This window comes from Nocardia wallacei, assembly GCF_029868745.1.
Classification (GTDB): domain Bacteria; phylum Actinomycetota; class Actinomycetes; order Mycobacteriales; family Mycobacteriaceae; genus Nocardia; species Nocardia wallacei_B.
The window spans coordinates 1-18,393 of record NZ_JARWOP010000133.1 but is presented as its reverse complement, the minus strand read 5'-3'; the positions used below and the strand labels follow the sequence as shown (position 1 = coordinate 18,393).

Here is an 18,393-nt window from a genome sequence, read left to right as displayed (position 1 = left end):
CGGATCAGTTCTGTCGTGCGGGCGGAACCGACACCGCCGTCGACGGCGCGGTCGTGGTGGCCTGCGCGGGAGCCCCGCCGCCCTGGGTCTGGTCGGCCACGATGGTCAGCGGAGTACGCAGTGCGGGAATCGGATCCACGGACTGCACCTGCCATTGGCCGGTGTTGCGCACCAGCGTCAGGGGATAGGCGAGCGTGGGAATCCCGCCCTCGGCGCCCTTCGCGTTGACCGTGGCCAGCACATGCGCCGTGGAACCGGTTGTGCCGCAACCGGAGTCGTCGGAGGTGACCGAGGCCGTCTCGACCGTGGTGAACGGTGAGGGCGACGGTGCGACGATCTCGGAGTTCAGCACGGTGTAGCGGTTCATGTCCCCGCTACCGGACAGATATGCCTTCACGAAGCCGATGGCGACCTGCGCGAGCGGCGTGTCCGCGGCGCATGTCGCGGAGTAGGAGAGAGCCAGGTCCCCACCTCGGGCCGGGCGCTCCACGAGGGTGGGTATCGCCAATGCCCGCAGGCCGTCGGTGACCGACACGGCGACCCGGTAGTACTGGCGAATCGGCCCGTCCTTACCGGCGGCGGCCGCGCCCGAGGCCCCGCCCATCTGGACCGACACGGTCACCGACCACACCTCGACGTTGCCCGCGGACATCTTGCGCGCCGCGTGCACCACCTGCGAGTCCGCGACCTGGCGATGATTGCTGGGCAACGTGATCTGTTGTCCCGCACTGACATACTGCGCGACGCGCTCCTGCTGGTCGGTCGACGCGGTGAGATAGGTGACCACGAACTCGCGGGCGAAGGACTGCGCCAGCTGCGAGCGGCCGATGATGCCCACGGTGGTCTCGTCGGACGGGCCGGGGGGCGGCGAGTCGAACCAACTGAGGACGGCGTGCCCGCCGCCGAGAACGGCCAAAACAGCCAGGATGGTGACAATAATATTGTCCCGGCGACGCCGCGCGGCCATCTGGCGAAGCAGTACTTCGCCCGAATCCCCCGATCGCGACTTTGTTCTCACCCTCGAAATAGTAGAGATCGCACTGGTCGGCACCGGCACGCTTTCTTCCCCCTACTGGGAATGCTGGTAATCAGCAGGCGGGGCTGCGATTCATGCGTCCGGACAACCAATGTCGCAGTTGATCATCGTATCCGATCGGCGATCGCGCCGGCTGCGGTTCCATCGCGTTGCGGTTCGGCTCGACCACCGGTGTATCCACGGCGACCCGCACCATCTGGGCGATGGCCAGCGGTCGGCTGGAATAGCCCGGATACGGGTACAGCAGCAACGAGGTCGGCGTGTAGCCGCCGCCGTAGTTGAGCGCCCGCACCGTCACCCCGGCGGTGTCGCCGGTGCGTAGCCGGTCGCCGAGTTCGACCAGGCGGGCGCGGTCGTCGGGATGGAACACATCGATCGGCCGGAACAGATAGTCCCAGCGGATCCAGGGCGCCGGATCGGTGAGCCAATGCGAAATGCTGGTGTACTCGAGCTGGACGACCGCCAGGTGGGTACCGGCGCGCCGGTGCGCCTCCCGCAACCCGACCCGCTCCAGCGTCGGCCACCCCGGGGAGGTGTGCTCCGAGGTGATGTCCTCGATCAACAGCCATGCGCCCCTGGTCCGCTCGTCGTCGCGGACGCGAATCGTGATGCGCCACTGGCCCAGTCGGCCCATGCCGTCGGTCACCGCGACGTCGAACTGCATCTTGCCGCCGGGCTTGGGATCATAGAGCAGATCCAGCATCTCGGCGTGCCGATCGAACGACGAGATCCGGTGGAAGAGTTCCGCGATCGACATCCGCGGCACGTACTCCTCGGGCGCGATTCCCGCCAGGCGCGTGATGCCACTGGGTTGCTGGAGGGTTTGCGAGTGCAGATCCCAGATCGCCCCGACCGCGGGTCCGGGCGTCGGCGGCATGGACAGGGCCGGGCCGAGCCACAGCCGCACGGCATGGACGTCCCCGGCCGGGCCGAAGACCGGCCTGACCTTCAGCACATAGGGACCGGACCTGGTGGAGATCCGGAGATCAGCGTCCTCGGCCTGCTCGCGCGCGGCCTGGATCAGGTCGGCGATGCGGGTCGTGCTGATGGCGTCATAGCAGGCGGGCATCTTGGCCAGCAACCGCTGAATCGCCCGCTGCCAACCGGCGAACTCGCGCGCCGAATCACCGACCGACGCGACGGACATCTCTTGCGCGCTCAGGGTCTCGATCGTCACCCATGGGATCACTGCGTCGCTTCGCATGTGCCTGCCCGTACCAGCCCGTTCCTTCGCCTGCATGACCCAGTTGAGCCATGCGTTACTCGAAGTAATGTACCGTTAGATAGTGGCCCATACAATAGGTACTGGTGGGTAAACCGGGACATAGGTGCCCTGTCTACGGCTCACAAAAAACCAGAGTCTTAACAGTGCACCAAAACGAACCTAAGGTCCAGTCGGCCTCCGCGGGTTAAATCGGCGGAACAAGGTGTGAAATCGGCAGCTTCGCCGCAACGAGCGTCCGGGGCGGACGCCGTCGGTCAGTCGCCGTCGGGGGTCATGGCCAGCACGCCGGCGCCCGCCAGCACGCCCACGTCGCCGAGTTCGGAAGGCACCACCCGCAGCCCGGTCAGGAAACCGAGCCGGGCGTGGGTGGCGACGGCCGCCCCGATCGCCTTCCACAGCGGCGAGCCGGCCACGGCCAGCGGGCCACCGATCACGACGAGATCGATGTCGAGCAGCGGCGCCACGGAAGCGATCACGCGCCCGAGGGCCGTGCCCGACCGCTCCATCGCGGCCACCGGAATCGCCTCGCCGGCAAGCGCGCCGGCAACGAGATTTTCCGCCGAGCCGCCCGTCCAGCCCTGCCCGGTCGCCCATCGCACCATGGCGTGCGCGCCGGCGACGGCCTCCAGACAGCCCCGGCCGCCGCAACTGCAACGTTCGTCGAAACCGGGAACGAGCATGTGACCGATGTGCCCGGCATTGCCCGTGCGGCCCACGACCGTGAACCCGCCCACCGAGACTCCGGCGACCACCCGATCGGACAGCAGGATCGCCAGCGAGTCCATCACGCTGCTGGTGGCGCCGAAATTACGTTCGGCCAGCGCCAGGCACACACCGTCGAAGGCGAGCCGCACCTCCGCGGCCGGAAACAGCTTGCGCACCTGTTCGACGATGGCGAACCCGGTACGCCACTCCGAGATCTCGGCGGGCGCAACGATTCCGGCGGCCATGTCGATCGGGCCGGCCGCCGCGATCCCCACCGAGGAGACCTCGGCGTTGCCCGCGGCGTCCAACAGCAGTTCCCGGCATGCGTCCCACACGCCGCGAGGCGGTACGGCGATGCGCCGTATCTCGTCCTCGCCCGCGTCTTCGGCCACTCGGCCGGCGGCGAACCGCGCCGGCCCGATCTCCAGTGCCAGTTGTGTCATCTGTTGCCCACCGCCGAGATAATTCGGAATGTCGAGGCACGAACCATAACTCAGTGGCCGCCGGTTGTGGCGACAACCCGGCGACGGCCCAGCACGATCCGCCGATGCGGCGTGGGCGGCGCCGGTTCAGTGCACACCGGCCGCGGCCCGTTGTGGATGATGCGCAGCGGCCGCTTGTGGTCGATCGGCGTGGCACGGTGCCGATCGAGGTTCTCCACGACCCGCCCGGCGCTGTCGTAGGCGATTCCGGCCCAGATCATCGCGCGGGGGGCGTCGCCGCGCGCGATCAGCGTCTGCGCCAACTGATCACAGTTGGCGAACAAGGGGCAACTGTGGCAGGTCCGAATCGCGGAGCGCCAGGATTCCGGCGTACCGACATCGAGATCCCAGTCGTCGGGACCGTCCGCGCAGGGTGGCCGATGGGTGGATTTGGTGGTGGTGACGCGAGCGGTCGCAGTCACGATCGCGGCCGGGAGTTGCACCGGCGCAGGGGTTTCCGAAACCAGCCGACGAGGCTGTGTGGTACGCATAGCCGTCTCCGAGGATGCCGAGGGCACGCCGAGATCGCGTGACCCGTGGTCGGGCGGACATCGAGGCTGCTCAACAGTCCTCGGAAAACCAGCAGTGAACGCTGTAGCTCGCACGTTAACCGACGATTCGAAGGTGGGCAACCACTTCCACGCTACTTAACGGCACGTTGACCAAGTCGTGATGCTGGCGTATCGTCGCTTAACGGCTCGTTCAGCCACGGTCCGTTTCAAGTGGCGTAGGTTGTGGTTTCCTGTGAGGTATGGCTGCAGTGGAGTACACCATTGATGAACTGGCGCGTGCAGCCGATACCACCGTGCGCAGCGTGCGCGTGTATCACGAGCGGGGGCTGCTGCCCTCCCCCGACGTGCGGGGCCGAATCGGATACTACGACGCCGACCACCTGAACCGCTTGCAAACCATCAGTCGGCTGCTGAGCCGGGGGATGAAACTCAACGGCATCCGGGAACTGCTCGACGCCTGGGATCGCGGCGACGGCCTGGCCGAGGTGCTCGGCGTGGCCGACCAGCCCGCGGCTCCGGCGCCTGCGCCCGCGTCCGCCGCCCCCGAATCGTCCGACACCCCACCCGAACTCGAACTGCCGGATTACGTCAAGGAAGCGCTCGCGGGTAGCGACGACCCGCTGGACGCCTATCGGGTGATGAACCCGCGCTGCCACGACCTCGCCTCCCGGCTGGTCGATTCGGGCCTGCCCGTCGAGTCGGCGATCCAGCTGGTGGAACGGCTGCGGCAGGAGTGTGATCGGCTCACCGGCAGTTTCGCCACCGAGGTCTACTACCTGCTCGCCGGTCAGCAGTACGAACGGTCGGAGCGCAGCCCCAAGGATTACGCCAAGCTCGAGACCGAGCTGGCCATCGCGCGGCTCATCGCCACCCGCGCGGCCTCCGAACTCATCGACCAGTCCTTCGGCCGGCACGCCGAGACCCCGCCGCACACCGCGACCCGCAAACCGGCCTGAGCGGCGCTCCTACTGCGTCCAGAGTTCAGCGTTCGGGAGGTCGGCCAACGCGTCGGTGACCTGGTCGTCGATGTGCACATCCACACCGTGGCGGGGCATTTCGGTGGCGACGCGGGCCGCGATGCTCGGCGCGGCGCGATAGTCGAGCACGACTCCGCCCTGCGGGAACCGCATCTGTACATGGACTACGCGCTGAATCTCAGGCATTGCGTCACACCCACCAGACTCCGGTTTGCACGATTGCGTTCAGCATCTTTCGAGCAACCTTCAGTGTATAGACGTGGCCATGGCCCTGACCGCGCCAGACAGGACATCTACCGGACAACCGTGTCGCCGCAGGCGTCCACCGCGCTCATGCCACGACGCGCAGCGTGCGCAGTTCCGGGTCCGAGGGATCCGGCACGTTCATGCCGTCCGCGATACCCGAGCGGAGGTAGTCCACCACCGCGCGGTCGATCAGTTCGCCGGGAATGATCACCGGGATGCCCGGCGGGTACGGCGTCACCTGTTCGGCGGCGATCCGGCCGGGCGCCTGCTCGATGGGCACCGCCACGGTCGGCCCGAAGAACGCGTCGCGCGGCCGCCGCACCGACTCCAGTTGCAGCTCCCGCGGTGACGGCAGCCGAATCCGGTGCGGCGCCGGGTCCTTCAGTTGCACCCGCCATGCGGTGAGCGCGTCGACCAGCGTGTCGATGGTGGTCTTGTCGTCGGCCATGGACAGCGTCGCGAGAATGCGGCGGTGGTCGCTGTGCCCGAGGTCGATGCGCCGGTTCTCGCGCAGCCAGTCGACGATCTCGTAACCGGTGGCGCCCGTGCCCGAGACGTCCATCAGCACCTGCATCCGGTCCAGGTCGTGCGAGGCCTCGACGCCGAGCAGTTCCTCCTCCATCACCTCGATGCCCGGAATCCGCGCCAGCTCCGTGCGGGCCCGCGCCGCGTTCTCCAGTGCGGCGGTGAGCAATTCGCGGCCGTGCTCGACCATCTGGCGACGCCAGCCGTCGATGGCGCTGTACAGCAACACATTCGGGCTGGTGGTGGTCAGCAGATCGGCGCACAACTGCAAGCGGCCGCGGTCGACCAAATCGCCCTGCACGTGGAAGACCGAACCCTGCTCGAAGCCCGCGCCCATCTTGTGCACGCTGACCACACAGATGTCGGCGCCGGCGTCCATCGCCCAGGTCGGCAGGTCGTCATGGAAGGGCAGGTGCGCGCCCCACGCCTCGTCGATGATGAGCGGCTTGCCACGCTCGTGGCACGCCTCGGCGATGCCGGAGATATCGGCGCAGGTGCCGTACGGGCTCGGGCTGACGATCAGCGCGCCCGCCGCGTCCGGATGCCGTTCCCACGCCTCGCGGACCTGCTCGGGCGACGGCGGATGGGAGATGTGGCGCTCGGCGTCCCACCGCGGGGTGACCCAATACGGCTGCACGCCGGAGAACACCAGTCCGGCGATGATCGACTTGTGGCTGTCGCGTCCGACGATCAGCCCGCCGTCGCCGCCCGCCACCGCCATCATCGCGGCCTTCACCGACAGGGAGCTGCCGCAGGTGCTGAAGAACGCCGTGTCCGCGCCGACCGCGTCGGCCATCAGCGATTCCGCCTCGCCCAGCCGGTGTCCGAGCGAGCGCCGGTCGTCCAGGCCGGGCGTCGCCAGCACGTCGCAGCGCAGCGCGTCGCCGAGCACGTCCCGGACCCGCCGGTCCGCGCCGCGCCCCTGCCGGTGCCCGGGTGGAGTGAAGCCGTAGCGGCCCAACCGCTGGTATTCCGCCAGCGCGTCGAGCATCGGTGCACGTGAATGGTCCATTACTGCGGCCATACCCGGTCGGAACGACGGTATGCACGGGGAGGTCCTACTGTGCGGGCGGCCCCGCGAGGATGGCCGTCACCACGTCGACGAGTTCGCCCATCACTTGCTCCGGGCCGAGTTGCACGCCGGAGATGGCGAGCAGGTTCTGCGTCTGATGCACGTCGCCGAGCACCTGGAAGGTCAGGGTCATGGCCTGGGCCAGCCGAAAACGCACGGTGGGACGCGGCAATTCGGGATACCGGGCCTCGAGCAGCGCGGTGAAGCGGACGGCCTGATCGGTGAAACCATCGGCGACGGTGCGCAGCGCCGGATGGCCACTGCCGAGGATGCCCGCGATGAACTTCACCCATGCCGCGCCCTCCCCCACGGCCATCTCCCAGACCGGCGTCACGAACGCCTCGGCGAGACCGCGCGCGGTGACGACGCCCGACTCCTCCATCTCGTCGAGCAGCACGCTGCGCCGGGCCGCCACCGCGTCGCTGCGCTGCCGGATCAGCGCCTCGATCAACGCGTCCTTGGAGCCGAAGTGGTAGTGCACGGACGCGACATTGGTTCCGGCGGCGGCCATCACCGCCCGCAGCGACACCGCGTCCACCCCGCGCTCGGCGAACAGGCGCTCCGCGGCCAGCACCAGCCGCCGATCCGTCGGCATCGCCAGTTCGTCCGCGGTTACCCGGAGTTCGGCCTCGCCCGTTCCATTGGTCACCTGCCGCATTGTAATCAGGTGCGGACCAGCATTTCCGACAATCTCTATCAAGTGATCTAATCAACTGATAGAGTCCGTCGGCATGAGCACGCCGACCGCACTCGTGCACGATTTCGCCGAACTGACCGGGCTCGTCACCGCAGATCCGGCCGACGCGGTACCGGTGGTCGAGGTGTTCACGGGGAAGCCGGTGGCGCAGTTGCCGCAATCGTCGGAGGCCGATGTCGAGCGCGCCTTCGCGACGGCCCGTGCCGCGCAGGCCGAGTGGGCGCGGTGGCCGGTGCGCCGGCGGCTGGCGGTGTTCGAACGCTTCCACCGCCTCGTGCTCGAGCGGCAGGCCACCATCACCGACCTGATCCAGTTGGAGACCGGGAAGTCGCGCCGCATGGCGTTCGAGGAGCTGTGCGACATCCCGATGGCCACGAGCCACTATCTGAAACACGCGCAGCGGCTGCTGCGCCCGGTCCGCCATCCCGGCGCGATCCCGTTCGTCAGCACCTCCACCGAGTTGCGCAAGCCGCGCGGCGTGGTGGGGGTGATCGCGCCGTGGAACTTCCCGTTCGCGATCGGCTTCTGCGACACGATCCCCGCTTTGATGGCCGGAAACGGCATCGTGCTCAAGCCCGACAACCGGACGCCGCTGAGCCCGGCCTACGGCCTGAAGTTGTTGCGCGAGGCGGGAATTCCCGACGGACTGGTCCAGATCGTGTGCGGCGACGGCCCGGTGGTCGGTCCCGCCGTGGTGGATCGGGCCGATTTCGTCATGTTCACGGGTTCGGAGGCGACCGGTCGCCGGGTGGCCGCGCAGGCCGCGGGACGTCTGGTCGAGGCGTGCATGGAACTCGGCGGCAAGAATCCGATGATCGTGCTGTCCGACGCCGATCTGGACGAGGCCGTGACGAGCGCCGTCGCCGGGGTGTTCAACAACACCGGCCAACTGTGCCTGCACGTCGAGCGCGTCTACGTCCACGAATCGGTCTATCCGGTGTTCCGGGACCGATTCGTCGCGCGGGTCGCCGGGATGCGCGTCGGTCCCGGCTACGACTTCGACGCCGAGATGGGCGGGCTGGTGTCGGAGGGCCATCGCGACCGGGTGGCCGCACAGGTCGACCGCGCGGTCGAACACGGGGCCCGGATACTGACCGGCGGCCGCGCCCGACCGGATCTCGGACCCACCTTCTACGAGCCGACCGTGCTCGAAAACGTTACGGCGGGAACGGATTTGTTCGCCGAGGAGACCTTCGGCCCGGTGGTCGCGCTGTACCCGTTCACGACCGTCGAGGAGGCCGTGCGGCTGGCGAACGACACCCGCTACGGGTTGAGCGCCAGTGTGTGGAGCCGCGACCTGACGGCCGCCCGTGCCCTCGGCGCCCGGCTCGAGGCGGGGCACGTCAATATCAACGACAGTGCGGCCCTGGCCTATGCGAGCAAGAACGCGCCCTCGGGCGGCTTCAAGGCTTCGGGCATGGGCGTGCGCAACGGCGACCAAGGGCTGCTGAAGTTCACCGAGTCGACCAACGTGGCCACGCTGAAACGCCAAGTCCTCACACCCCCGGCGGACCAGCCGTACGAGAAGTACGTCGACCAGACCCTCCGCATGCTCCGCATGATGCGCCGCCTCCGCCTGCGGTGAGTGCCGCCCTCCTGCCCTCCGGCCTGCGACGCTATTCCGTTGCCGCAGGCCGTATGCGGTAACCGTCGCGGACGAGGTGGAGCAGCCTGTCGAGCCTGTCCTCGGGTAGCCCGGTGAGTGCGATGCCGCTGACCACGACGAGGAGATCGGCAGCGTCGAGTTCGCTCGGGACGGCTCGGTCGCGCTGGGCACGTGCGAGCAGACGTGCGGCCGCGGCTCGCATGGTGGCGTGCCAGCCGGCGAACAGCCCGTCGCGCTCGCCATCCGGTTCATCGGGTATGGCCAGCGCCAAATCGCGTTTCGTGGCGACGTGGCGCATGAACGCTCGTAGCCACTCGGTGAGCGCCTGATCGGGATCGGTGCGATCCAGCAATCGATCGCTCAATCGGTCCAGATCGCGAACCTCTTCGGCGTACACGGCGGCGATCAGATCGGCTCGGGTGGCGAAGTGCCGGTACAGGGTGGCATTGGCGACCTCGGCGGCCTTCGCGACCTCATCGAGTGGCACATCGGTGCCGCGCTCGTCGAACAGCCGTTCAGCAGCAGCGAGTAGCGCGGCGCGGTTGCGTTCGGCATCCGCTCGCCGGGGACGCTTCGACGCTCGGGCGGCGGGCTGGCTTTCCGGGGACATCCCCGTTACTCTAGCCGAAGCAATAAACGGGGATGTCCCCGGAAAGGGCGGTAGGTCATGCTCACAGCTGAAGACAAATGGGCGATCGGCGAAACGATCTCCCTGCACGGGCACCTGTTCGACGAGGGGCAACTCGACCGCCTGGGTGAGCTGTTCACCAGCGATGTGGTCTACGACGTCAGCGATATGGATTACGGCGTGCTGGTCGGGATCGATGCCATCAGAGACGCGGGGCTGGCCCTCGGTGCGCGAAATCCGCTGGCGCACATCGTCACCAACATCGTCATCACCGATACCGAGGACGACGACACGGCCACCGTGCGGTCCAAAGGCCTCGCCGTCATGAGCGATCGAAGCTGCGGAACCGTCACTTACGTGGACACCGTTCGCCGGCAGTCCGATGGCTGGCGGATCAGCCACCGCAAGATGCTCGCGCGGCGCGAGCCACTCGGCGGCGCTAGGGCCTGACGACAACCTTCCCGACCGCCCGGCGCGTCTCGAGCAGATCACCCTCCGCTCACGCCGCGCCGGATACCGAATGATCCGAGCACCCCACCCGCCATACCTCTGGACCCTCCTGGACGCCGACGACGGCATGCCCTGCACGCGGCCCCGACACTCGACCAGATCGAACGATGGCTGGACGAGTGAACGGGCGACCAGCGCTTCCGCGCACAACCATCCGGCCCTACCGGTCACGAAACGCGACCACGCGACCATCTTCGCCGTGTCACACCGAATTGTGTCCGCTCAGGCCGGGCGGGGAACACGTCCAGAGGTGTTCAGCGGTCGAGGCGCTCCGCGGCGATCGCCCGCACCGCCTTCTTATCGATCTTCCCGAGCCCGGTCAGCGGCAGATCGTCCACGACCAGAACATGCTTGGGTACCTGCACGGAACCCTTGCGCTGCTTGACTTCCCGCTGGATCTCGTCGGTCACCGTCGCCACGGCGGCGGGGTCGGCGGCAACCTCCTTGTCCAGCACCACGACCGCGGTGACCGCCTCGCCCCAGCGCGGGTCGGGAACGCCGACGACGGCGACGTTCAGCACCTTGGGATGCTCGGAGACGACATCCTCCACCTCGCGGGGGAACACGTTGAACCCACCGGTGACCACCATGTCCTTACTGCGGCCGACGATGTGCCAATACCCGTCGGCGTCCTCGCGGGCGAGGTCGCCGGTGTGCAGCCAGCCGTCGCGGAAGGTCTCCGCGGTGACCTCGGGCAGGTTCAGGTAGCCGCCCGCGAGAAGCGGTCCGGAGACACAGATTTCGCCGACCTCACCCGGCGCGACGGCCTTGCCGTCGGCGTCGATCAACGCCGTCCGCAGGGCCGCCGACGGCCGCCCGCAGGAAGTGAGGCGCTCCCGGTCGTGCTGACCCTTCGGGAGGTAGCTGATGGCCATGGGCGCCTCGGACTGCCCGAAGTACTGGGCGAAGATCGGCCCGAACCGCTCGATCGCCTGGGTCAGCCGCGTCGGGTCGATGGCGGACGCGCCGTAGTAGACGGTCTCCAGCGAGGACAGATCGCGCTTGTCGATATCGGGGTGGTCCAGCAACGCGTACAGCATCGACGGCACCAGCATCGTGGCGGTGATCCGGTGTTCCTCGATGGCGCGCAACACTTCTCCCGCGTCGAACCGCGGCAGCACCACGCACTGCCCGCCGAGCAAGACCACCGGCAGGAAGAACGCCGCACCCGCGTGCGACAGCGGCGTGCAGATGAGGAACTTCGGCCGCTTGGGCCATTCCCATTCCGACAGCTGGATCTGCGTCATGGTCGCCATGCCGCCGGCGGTGCCGATGACGCCCTTGGGTTTTCCGGTGGTGCCGCCGGTGTAGCTGATCGACACCACGAAATCCGGTGGCACGTCGACGGCTTCGATGGGTCGCGGTTCGAATTCGGCCGCGGCGGCGATGAGGTCGACGCCGACGTCGGCGAGTTCCTCCGGCACCGGCCCCAGCACCAGCACCCGCGTCAGTTCCGGTACCCGGTCCACCAATTCCCGTGCCCGCTGGACGAATTGCGGCAGCGGGTCGATCACCAGGCTGGTGATTCCGGCGTCGGTGAGCACGTGCACGTGGTCGTCCAGGCCGCCCATCGGGTGCAGGGCGGTGCGGCGGTGGCCGCGAATCTGCCCGGCGCCCAGGATGAACAGCACCTCGGGCCGGTTCAGCGCGAGCAGGGCGCTGGGTGTGCCGGTGTCCACGCCGTGCGCGGCGAAGGCGGCGGCATAGCGGCTGATCGCGTCGATGACGTCGGCGCCGGTGAGCACGGTCTCGCCGAGGGTCATGACCGGATCGCGCCGGTGCCGGCGCAGGCCCGCGAGCAGCGAGTGGCCGTTGTGTACCGGCAACCGCAGGCGAGTGGCCGGATCCATTGCGTCGGTCGATGTTTCGAGCACTGTCTCTCCCATACTCATGCGACACCGGGTGCTGCGTAGACGGTAACCATGCAGGCTCCGCCGAGCCCGAGGTTATGCGCCAGCGCCACCCGCGCGCCGGATACCTGCCGCTCCCCCGCCAGCCCCCGCAACTGCCAGGACAGCTCCGTCGCCTGCGCCAGGCCGGTGGCGCCCAGCGGATGCCCCTTCGAGATCAGCCCGCCGGACGGATTGACCACCCAGGCGCCGCCGTAGGTGGTCGCGCCGGATTCGACCAGCGCGCCGGATTCGCCCGTCGCGCACAGCCCGAGCGCCTCGTAGGTGATCAGTTCGTTGATCGAGAAACAGTCGTGCAACTCGATCACGTCGATATCGCCGATGCCGAGCCCGGCGGTGTCCAGCGCGCGCCGCGCGGCCGTGCGGGTCATGGGCGCGCCGACGACGTCGATCATGGAGCCGGTGTCGAACGCGGACGCGTCGTCGGTCACCAGTTCCTGCGCCAGAATCTCCACGGCCCGGTCCTCGAGGCCGTGCTCCCGGACGAAGTCCTCGCTCGCCAGCACCGCCGCGCCCGCGCCGTCCGACATCGGCGAGCACTGCGACCGGGTGAGCGGGCCGTGCACCGGCCGGTCCCCGAGCACCTGATCGATCGTGTAGGGAACTTGGAACTGCGCCAACGGATTTCGCGTCGAATGTGCGTGGTTCTTCACGGCTACCTGCGCCAGCTGCTCGGGCGTGGTGCCGTAGCGCTGCATGTGCTCCACGGCCGCGTTGCCGAAAAACCGGGTGGTCATCGGCGCGGTGCCGAAGTCGTACTCCGCGGCCATCACCCGCAGGTGCGCGTCGATGGTGGTGACGGCCGGCTTGGTGGCCGGCCCCGCCATCGCCTCCTTCGTCATCTGCTCGAAGCCCACGGCCAGCGTCACGTCGGCGAGCCCGGCGCCGACCCACTCGCGGGCCAGCATGAGCGCGGTGGAGCCGGTCGCACAGTTGTTGTTGACGTTGACGATCGGAATGCCGGTCAGCCCGACGTCGTAGAGCACCCGCTGGCCCGCCGCCGACGGCTGGAACACATAGCCCACCGCGGCGCGCTGGATCCGGTCGTAGGTGAGGCCCGCGTCGTCGAGTGCGCCGCGCACGGCCTCGCCCACCATCTCCGGGTAGGTCCACTCCCGCGAACCGATCTTGACGAACGGCGTCATCGCGACCCCGACGACGAAAACACGTCGCATGCTCGATCCATCCTTCACTGCCGTACGGGTCACTTCCCCGTGAATCTCGGTTCCCGCTTCTCCACGAACGCTTTCCGGCCCTCGCGGGCGTCGTCGGAGGTGATGACCTCGCGCACGAACCGGCCCTCGATCGCGCGGGCGTCCTCGTCGGGCAGCCAGCCGCTGGCCAGTAGCGCCGCCTTGGCGTGCTGCACCGCCAGCGGAGAGTTGCGGGCCACCCGGTGGGCGATCTCGTGCGCTCGCGCCAGGGCGGTCCCGGTGGCGACGACGTGGCCGACAAGACCGAACTCGTATGCCTCCCGGGCGGTGAGCGGGTCGCCGGTGAGGATCATCTCGACCGCCTTGGTGTAGGGGATCTGCCGCTTCAACCGCACCGTCGACCCGGCGCCGGGGATGAGCCCGCGCCGCACCTCCGGCAGCCCGAAGGTGGCCTGCTCCTCCGCGACGCGAATGTCGGTCTGCTGCAACATTTCCAGGCCGCCGCCGAGGCAGGCCCCGTTCACCGCGGCGATCAGCGGTTTGCGCAGCGAGCGGGTGAGCAGCAGGCCGCGCCCGATCGCGGTGGGGTCGAAATCGGACCGATCACGACCGTCGGTCATCCACCCGTCGCCGAGATCGCCGCCGACGCAATAGGTTTCACCCGCTCCGGTGAAGATCGCGACCCGGATGTCGTCGTCCGCGTCGATCTCGTCCCAGGCGCGGGCGAGCAGCCCGATCATCTCCAGGTTCAGGGCGTTGCGGCGCTCCGGGCGGTTCATGGTCACCACAGCCACCGCGCCGGTGCGCTCGAACAGGATGGATTCGCCTGTGTCACTCATCAATTCGGCCTCTCGCTGCCGACCACCCACAGCGCGTGGAACTGTGACGCGCCGCCCATGGCGTGCCCGACCGCGCGGCGCGCGCCGTCGACCTGGTGCTCACCGGCCAGCCCCCGCACCTGCAGGGCCGCCTCGAGGAACCGGACCAGCCCGGTCGCGCCCGTCGGGTTGCCGGACAGCACACCGCCGGACGGGTTGATCGGCAGGGCGCCACCGAAGCGCGTGGTGCCGTCGTCGACGAGCTTCCAGCCCTCGTGCAGCGGCGCGAGGCCGATGTTCTCCATCCACATCGGCTCGTACCAGCTGTAGGGGATGTACAGCTCGGCGACGTCGATCTCCGTTGCCGGATCACCGATTCCGGCCTGCCGGTAGGCATCCGCGGCGCATTCGGCGCCCGCCCGCGGGTTGACCTCGTCGCGTCCCGCGAAGTGCCCGGTCTCGGTGCGCCACGACATGCCGTGGATCCACGCGGGCGGGCGAGCCGGGTCGCCGACATCGGCCGCGCCCGAGAGCACGATCGCCGCGGCGCCGTCGGAGGACGGGCAGGACTCCAGATACCGGATCGGGTCCCACAGCATCTTGGACTCGCGGACCTTCTCGACCGTGATGTCCGGCATGTGCACGTGGGCATACGGATTGCGCAGCGCGTTGAGCCGGTGGTTGACCGCGACCTGCCAGCCGATGTGCTCCGGCGCCCCGGAGCGCCGGATGTATTCGCGGATCACCGGGGCGAAATGCCCGCCCGCACCCGCCCCGAGCGACGCGCTGAACGGCAACCCCCGCGACAGCGCCCAGGTGAAATTCCCTTCGGACTCTTTGGAATACGCCGCGACCAGCACCCGGCGCGCCAGCCCGGCCTCGATCAGGTGCGCGCCGTAGATGGCGGCGTGCCCGCCGACGCTGCCGCCGGTGAACACCCGCGTCACCGGCAGGCCGCGGGCGCCGAGCGCGTCGGCCAGATACAGCTCCGGATTCATGACGCCGTCGAACAGATCGGGCGTCTTGGACAGCACGACCGCGTCCACATCCCCGAGTTCCAGCTCGGCGTCGGCCATCGCGGCGGCGACCGCCTCGCGCACCAGCGCGCCGATGGTCGTCTCCCGGCGCTTGGCCTGTTTGCCCTGGCCGATGCCGACGACGGCGATGGGTTCAGGCACGGGTGTCCCCTTCCAGCAGGCAGACCAGATTCTGTTGCAGCGCTTGGCCGTTCGTGGCATGGGCGAGGGCGCGCCCGGCCCGGCCGGTGCGCACGGCGGCGGCCGCCTCGCTGATCCGCAGCAGTCCGGTGGCGGTGGTCGGACGGCCCGCCAGCGGCCCGCCCGAGGGATTGATCGCCGTCGCGGCGCCCAGGCCGAGTTCGCGGACCAGCAGCGGCTCCTGCGCGGAGTATTCGATGTGCAGTTCGGCGACGTCGACGTCCGCCGCGCCGAACCCCGCGGTCTTCGCCGCCTCGGTCGCCGACCGTCGCGCGGAAGGCGCGTGGGTCAGGTCTCGCGCACCCGGGTAGTGCGTGTCCATTCGATGGTCGATGCCGCGCACCCAGGCCGGGCGGTCGGTGAGCGACCGCGCCACGTCGCCGGCGGCGAGGACCACCACGGCGGCCGCGTCGCCGACCGGCGCCACGTCGTGACGGCGCAGCGGGGATGCCACGTAGGGCTCGGCCAGCAGGGTGTCGGCGGCGTATTCGCCGCTGACTTGGGCGTGCGGGTTCGACCGGGCATCGGCCAGGCTGCGCGCGACGATGCGTGCCATCTCCTGTTCCGTCGTGACACCGGCCTCCAGCAGCGCGCACGCCTGCAAGCCGCCGATCGCGTCCTGATGCGGCCGCAGCGGGGTCAGCAGGTACGGATCCAGCTGCGTGGGCACGACCTGATCGAGGTCGCGCGGCAGCGAACCGCGCCCGATCCCGTACACCAGCGCGATATCACCGTGCCCGAGTTGCAGCCACGCCCACGCCTCGTAGAACGCCCAGGCGGCGTCCATCTCCACGTGCGATTCGGAGATCGGCGGCCACGCGCCGACGGCGTCGAGCGAATCGATGTAGGCGAAGGTGCGTCCCTCGTGGAAGTCGTGACTGCCGGAGACGACGAAATCGACTCTGTCCCGGCTCAATTCGATGCCCGCGAGCGCCTCGCGGATCACCGGCAGCAGGATGCCGGACATGTCGTCGCGACGGTTGGCCGCCAGGCACGGCGACTGGGCGGTGGTGACGACGGCGACCTCACGCATTGCGCACCTCCGTGACGGGCCGGTAGTGGCGGATGCTCATCCAGGACGGTTCGAGATCGCCCTCCGCCCACACCGGCTCCACCTCCATGCCGATGTGCACGTCGGCGATGTCGACGTCGCGGATCAGGTGCATCAGCCGGGTGTCCGCGCCGTGCGGCTGGATGTAGGCGACCACGTAGGGCGGGTCGATCGTCTGGCCCGGGAACGGGAAGCTGACCACGCAGAAGGTCGACACGGTGCCGCGGCCGTCGAGTTCGGCGGGCTGGTCCAGCTCGACCAGGCAGCGCGCGCAGAACTCCGGCGCGGGCAGGTAGACGTGCTCACACGACGGGCAGGTCCGCGCCAGCAGGCGGCGTTCGGCCAATCCGCGCAGGAACGTGGACCGGCCGGTGCCCGCGACGAAGGTGTACTCCATGCGCAGCGGCGTCGGCATCAGCCGAACCGGTTGCGGCAGTGGTTGATTCATCACGCGTCCTCCGGTTCGAAACAGGCGAGATCGCGCATCTCGCCGCGGCGTTCGGCGGCCCAGCGGGCCCGCACCCGCAACCCGCGGTGCGGCACCGACGGATCGCCCCCGGTGTCCAGGGCGTGGAAGAAGGCGCCCTCGGCGCCGTCGATGCGGATCAGCGCCCAGGCGAAGTCGTGCGCGACCGGATCGCCCGGCCGACGCGGGACCCAGGTCCAGGACTCGACACTGCCGACCGGCGCCAGGTCCACCAGGTCGGTCAACTCCTCCCCGGTCACCGGATCGAACTCGGCGGGCGGGCAGACGACGGTGCCGCGCGCGGTCCGCGCGCCCAGCAGTCGTGCGTCCCGCAGGCCGCCGAGAAACGTTCCGAGAACCGGGCCCACCGTGCGCTCGAACGGGAACTCGATCTCGTAAGGGGCGCACAGGCTCTCCTCGCCACCTGCCGGCATCGGCCAACTCCTCTCGTCGACCGAAGTGTGCCTCAATCACGTGATTCAATCAAGTGATTGAGGATCCATGGTTTTCCGCATACGCTGCGGACGCACACGGCGAAAGGGCGAGAAAATGGCACGGACATCGACAACCGTCCCGCTGACCGGGCGGGTCGTGGTCATCACGGGCGGTGCGCGCGGCATCGGCCGGGCGACCGCGCAGGCGTTCCTGGCGGCCGGGGCGAAGGTCGCTCTCGGCGACATCGACGCCGACCTGGCCGTCCGGACCGCCGCGGAACTCGGGGAGCACCCGCCGACCGCCGGCGGGCACGTCATCGGCCTGCCCCTGGACGTCACCGATCCGGCCTCCTTCGCCGACTTCCTGGACGCCGCGGAAAGCGCACTCGGCCCGATGGACGTGCTGGTCAACAACGCGGGCATCATGCCCTCGGGCCTGTTCACCGCCGAGGACCCCGCGCTGACCGACCGCATCCTCGACATCAACGTCCGCGGCGTCATGACCGGTACCCGCCTCGCCCTGCGGCGCTTCGTCCCGCGCGGAGCAGGCCACCTGATCAATATCGCGTCGCTCGCCGGGACCGCGGGCATGCCGGGCCTGGCCACCTACTGCGCGAGCAAGCACGCCGTCATCGGCTTCACCGAAGCGGTGCACCTGGAACTGGCCGACACCGACATCCAGGTGACGGCGATCCTCCCCGGCAACGTACGCACCGAGCTCTCCGCAGGCGCGAACATGCCCGGCTGGATGTTGAAAGCCACCACCATCGAACCCGAAGCCGTAGCCGCCGCGGTCGTCGCCGCCATAGGCCGCAACCGCCCCCTCATCACCGTCCCCCGCGCTCTCTCCCCGGTAATCCGCGCCAGTTCCCTACTCCCCTACCGCATCCGCCGCATCACCTCCGACCTCAGCGGCATGACCAAGGCCTTCACCCAACCCGACCCCGAGGCCCGCGAGATCTACCACCGCCGCATCGCGGAGTCGCACCGCTGAGCGCGAGCCATAGCCCTGCTCGGCCAGGGCGGGGCCGGAAAGCGCCCACAAGGGGCCCAATTGCCCGTCGAGCCGGGTTGTGGCCGCCCCGGGCCGGTGAGCGAGGCGCGGGGGTTAGGGGCGCGCGC

General features: G+C 69.1%; 19 protein-coding genes. 4 read left to right on the top strand and 15 right to left on the bottom strand.

The window, feature by feature from the left end; genetic code table 11:
- Positions 1 to 4: 4 nt before the first annotated feature.
- The 4 genes from QH470_RS10980 to QH470_RS10965 all read right to left on the bottom strand — a co-directional run bounded on the left by QH470_RS10980 (position 5) and on the right by QH470_RS10965 (position 3,939).
- Entirely contained in the window at positions 5 to 1,018 is a 1,014-nt protein-coding gene (locus tag QH470_RS10980; protein WP_280272202.1) for a conjugal transfer protein, read from the bottom strand.
- Between the two features lie 70 nt (positions 1,019 to 1,088).
- Positions 1,089 to 2,213: a GAF domain-containing protein gene (locus tag QH470_RS10975; protein ID WP_280272201.1), complete on the bottom strand. Its 1,125-nt coding sequence runs from the start codon at positions 2,211 to 2,213 to the stop codon at positions 1,089 to 1,091.
- A gap of 302 nt (positions 2,214 to 2,515) precedes the next feature.
- Entirely contained in the window at positions 2,516 to 3,409 is an 894-nt protein-coding gene (locus QH470_RS10970; RefSeq protein WP_280272200.1) for an ROK family protein, read from the bottom strand.
- Between the two features lie 50 nt (positions 3,410 to 3,459).
- The gene (locus tag QH470_RS10965; RefSeq protein ID WP_280272199.1) at positions 3,460 to 3,939 is read right to left on the bottom strand and encodes a hypothetical protein; all 480 of its coding nucleotides are present in this window, start codon (positions 3,937 to 3,939) and stop codon (positions 3,460 to 3,462) included.
- A gap of 260 nt (positions 3,940 to 4,199) precedes the next feature.
- On the opposite strand from QH470_RS10965, the gene QH470_RS10960 reads away from it, so the two are divergent.
- The gene (locus tag QH470_RS10960) at positions 4,200 to 4,916 is read left to right on the top strand and encodes a MerR family transcriptional regulator (protein WP_280272198.1); all 717 of its coding nucleotides are present in this window, start codon (positions 4,200 to 4,202) and stop codon (positions 4,914 to 4,916) included.
- A gap of 9 nt (positions 4,917 to 4,925) precedes the next feature.
- Here QH470_RS10960 and QH470_RS10955 read toward each other — a convergent pair whose 3' ends face one another.
- The 3 genes from QH470_RS10955 to QH470_RS10945 form a co-directional block, all read right to left on the bottom strand.
- The gene (locus QH470_RS10955; RefSeq protein ID WP_280272197.1) at positions 4,926 to 5,123 is read right to left on the bottom strand and encodes a hypothetical protein; all 198 of its coding nucleotides are present in this window, start codon (positions 5,121 to 5,123) and stop codon (positions 4,926 to 4,928) included.
- A 145-nt stretch (positions 5,124 to 5,268) separates the two neighbouring features.
- Complete coding sequence (locus QH470_RS10950) at positions 5,269 to 6,720, bottom strand: aminotransferase class I/II-fold pyridoxal phosphate-dependent enzyme (protein WP_280272196.1); 1,452 nt, start codon at positions 6,718 to 6,720, stop codon at positions 5,269 to 5,271.
- Positions 6,721 to 6,766: 46 nt separating this feature from the next.
- Positions 6,767 to 7,375, bottom strand: a complete 609-nt coding sequence (locus QH470_RS10945) for a TetR/AcrR family transcriptional regulator (protein ID WP_425302649.1) — start codon at positions 7,373 to 7,375, stop codon at positions 6,767 to 6,769.
- Between the two features lie 136 nt (positions 7,376 to 7,511).
- Between QH470_RS10945 and QH470_RS10940 the strand changes: the two genes are divergently transcribed.
- The gene (locus QH470_RS10940; RefSeq protein WP_280272194.1) at positions 7,512 to 9,062 is read left to right on the top strand and encodes a succinic semialdehyde dehydrogenase; all 1,551 of its coding nucleotides are present in this window, start codon (positions 7,512 to 7,514) and stop codon (positions 9,060 to 9,062) included.
- Between the two features lie 31 nt (positions 9,063 to 9,093).
- On the opposite strand, the gene QH470_RS10935 is transcribed toward QH470_RS10940, so the two are convergent.
- Positions 9,094 to 9,693 carry a TetR/AcrR family transcriptional regulator gene (locus QH470_RS10935; protein ID WP_280272193.1) on the bottom strand — a complete coding sequence of 200 codons (600 nt, stop codon included), beginning with the start codon at positions 9,691 to 9,693 and terminating at the stop codon, positions 9,094 to 9,096.
- A 57-nt stretch (positions 9,694 to 9,750) separates the two neighbouring features.
- On the opposite strand from QH470_RS10935, the gene QH470_RS10930 reads away from it, so the two are divergent.
- The gene (locus tag QH470_RS10930; protein ID WP_280272192.1) at positions 9,751 to 10,161 is read left to right on the top strand and encodes a nuclear transport factor 2 family protein; all 411 of its coding nucleotides are present in this window, start codon (positions 9,751 to 9,753) and stop codon (positions 10,159 to 10,161) included.
- Between the two features lie 314 nt (positions 10,162 to 10,475).
- Here QH470_RS10930 and fadD8 read toward each other — a convergent pair whose 3' ends face one another.
- From fadD8 to QH470_RS10895, 7 genes are read right to left on the bottom strand one after another with little or no spacing between them, the layout of a single operon-like run.
- A complete protein-coding gene (gene fadD8 / locus QH470_RS10925) occupies positions 10,476 to 12,113 on the bottom strand; it encodes a fatty-acid--CoA ligase FadD8 (RefSeq protein ID WP_425302648.1) in 1,638 nt (545 codons plus the stop codon).
- Positions 12,110 to 13,306: a thiolase C-terminal domain-containing protein gene (locus QH470_RS10920; RefSeq protein ID WP_280272191.1), complete on the bottom strand. Its 1,197-nt coding sequence runs from the start codon at positions 13,304 to 13,306 to the stop codon at positions 12,110 to 12,112. Before QH470_RS10920 ends, fadD8 begins: the two co-directional genes overlap by 4 nt.
- Positions 13,307 to 13,335: 29 nt before the next feature.
- On the bottom strand, positions 13,336 to 14,124 hold the full coding sequence (locus QH470_RS10915) for an enoyl-CoA hydratase-related protein (protein WP_280272190.1): 789 nt from the start codon (positions 14,122 to 14,124) through the stop codon (positions 13,336 to 13,338).
- Complete coding sequence (locus QH470_RS10910; protein ID WP_280272189.1) at positions 14,124 to 15,281, bottom strand: thiolase domain-containing protein; 1,158 nt, start codon at positions 15,279 to 15,281, stop codon at positions 14,124 to 14,126. Before QH470_RS10910 ends, QH470_RS10915 begins: the two co-directional genes overlap by 1 nt.
- Positions 15,274 to 16,353 carry a lipid-transfer protein gene (locus QH470_RS10905; RefSeq protein WP_280272188.1) on the bottom strand — a complete coding sequence of 360 codons (1,080 nt, stop codon included), beginning with the start codon at positions 16,351 to 16,353 and terminating at the stop codon, positions 15,274 to 15,276. Before QH470_RS10905 ends, QH470_RS10910 begins: the two co-directional genes overlap by 8 nt.
- Positions 16,346 to 16,819: a Zn-ribbon domain-containing OB-fold protein gene (locus QH470_RS10900; protein ID WP_280272187.1), complete on the bottom strand. Its 474-nt coding sequence runs from the start codon at positions 16,817 to 16,819 to the stop codon at positions 16,346 to 16,348. Before QH470_RS10900 ends, QH470_RS10905 begins: the two co-directional genes overlap by 8 nt.
- Positions 16,819 to 17,271, bottom strand: coding sequence for a Zn-ribbon domain-containing OB-fold protein (locus QH470_RS10895; RefSeq protein WP_280272186.1), 453 nt, complete (start codon positions 17,269 to 17,271; stop codon positions 16,819 to 16,821). Before QH470_RS10895 ends, QH470_RS10900 begins: the two co-directional genes overlap by 1 nt.
- A 115-nt stretch (positions 17,272 to 17,386) precedes the next feature.
- On the opposite strand from QH470_RS10895, the gene QH470_RS10890 reads away from it, so the two are divergent.
- Positions 17,387 to 18,265 carry an SDR family oxidoreductase gene (locus tag QH470_RS10890; protein WP_280272185.1) on the top strand — a complete coding sequence of 293 codons (879 nt, stop codon included), beginning with the start codon at positions 17,387 to 17,389 and terminating at the stop codon, positions 18,263 to 18,265.
- The last annotated feature ends 128 nt before the right edge of the window (positions 18,266 to 18,393 follow it).

Coding starts and splice junctions, on each gene's coding strand:
- QH470_RS10970 (WP_280272200.1), bottom strand. CDS start 3,409: ATGACACAACTGGCACTGGAGATCGGGCCGGCGCGGTTCGCCGCCGGC.
- QH470_RS10950 (WP_280272196.1), bottom strand. CDS start 6,720: ATGGACCATTCACGTGCACCGATGCTCGACGCGCTGGCGGAATACCAG.
- QH470_RS10945 (WP_425302649.1), bottom strand. CDS start 7,375: ATGCCGACGGATCGGCGGCTGGTGCTGGCCGCGGAGCGCCTGTTCGCC.
- fadD8 (WP_425302648.1), bottom strand. CDS start 12,113: ATGAGTATGGGAGAGACAGTGCTCGAAACATCGACCGACGCAATGGAT.
- QH470_RS10890 (WP_280272185.1), top strand. CDS start 17,387: ATGGCACGGACATCGACAACCGTCCCGCTGACCGGGCGGGTCGTGGTC.
- QH470_RS10895 (WP_280272186.1), bottom strand. CDS start 17,271: ATGCCGGCAGGTGGCGAGGAGAGCCTGTGCGCCCCTTACGAGATCGAG.
- QH470_RS10900 (WP_280272187.1), bottom strand. CDS start 16,819: ATGAATCAACCACTGCCGCAACCGGTTCGGCTGATGCCGACGCCGCTG.
- QH470_RS10935 (WP_280272193.1), bottom strand. CDS start 9,693: ATGTCCCCGGAAAGCCAGCCCGCCGCCCGAGCGTCGAAGCGTCCCCGG.
- QH470_RS10940 (WP_280272194.1), top strand. CDS start 7,512: ATGAGCACGCCGACCGCACTCGTGCACGATTTCGCCGAACTGACCGGG.
- QH470_RS10965 (WP_280272199.1), bottom strand. CDS start 3,939: ATGCGTACCACACAGCCTCGTCGGCTGGTTTCGGAAACCCCTGCGCCG.
- QH470_RS10955 (WP_280272197.1), bottom strand. CDS start 5,123: ATGCCTGAGATTCAGCGCGTAGTCCATGTACAGATGCGGTTCCCGCAG.
- QH470_RS10930 (WP_280272192.1), top strand. CDS start 9,751: ATGCTCACAGCTGAAGACAAATGGGCGATCGGCGAAACGATCTCCCTG.
- QH470_RS10920 (WP_280272191.1), bottom strand. CDS start 13,306: ATGCGACGTGTTTTCGTCGTCGGGGTCGCGATGACGCCGTTCGTCAAG.
- QH470_RS10905 (WP_280272188.1), bottom strand. CDS start 16,353: ATGCGTGAGGTCGCCGTCGTCACCACCGCCCAGTCGCCGTGCCTGGCG.
- QH470_RS10915 (WP_280272190.1), bottom strand. CDS start 14,124: ATGAGTGACACAGGCGAATCCATCCTGTTCGAGCGCACCGGCGCGGTG.
- QH470_RS10960 (WP_280272198.1), top strand. CDS start 4,200: ATGGCTGCAGTGGAGTACACCATTGATGAACTGGCGCGTGCAGCCGAT.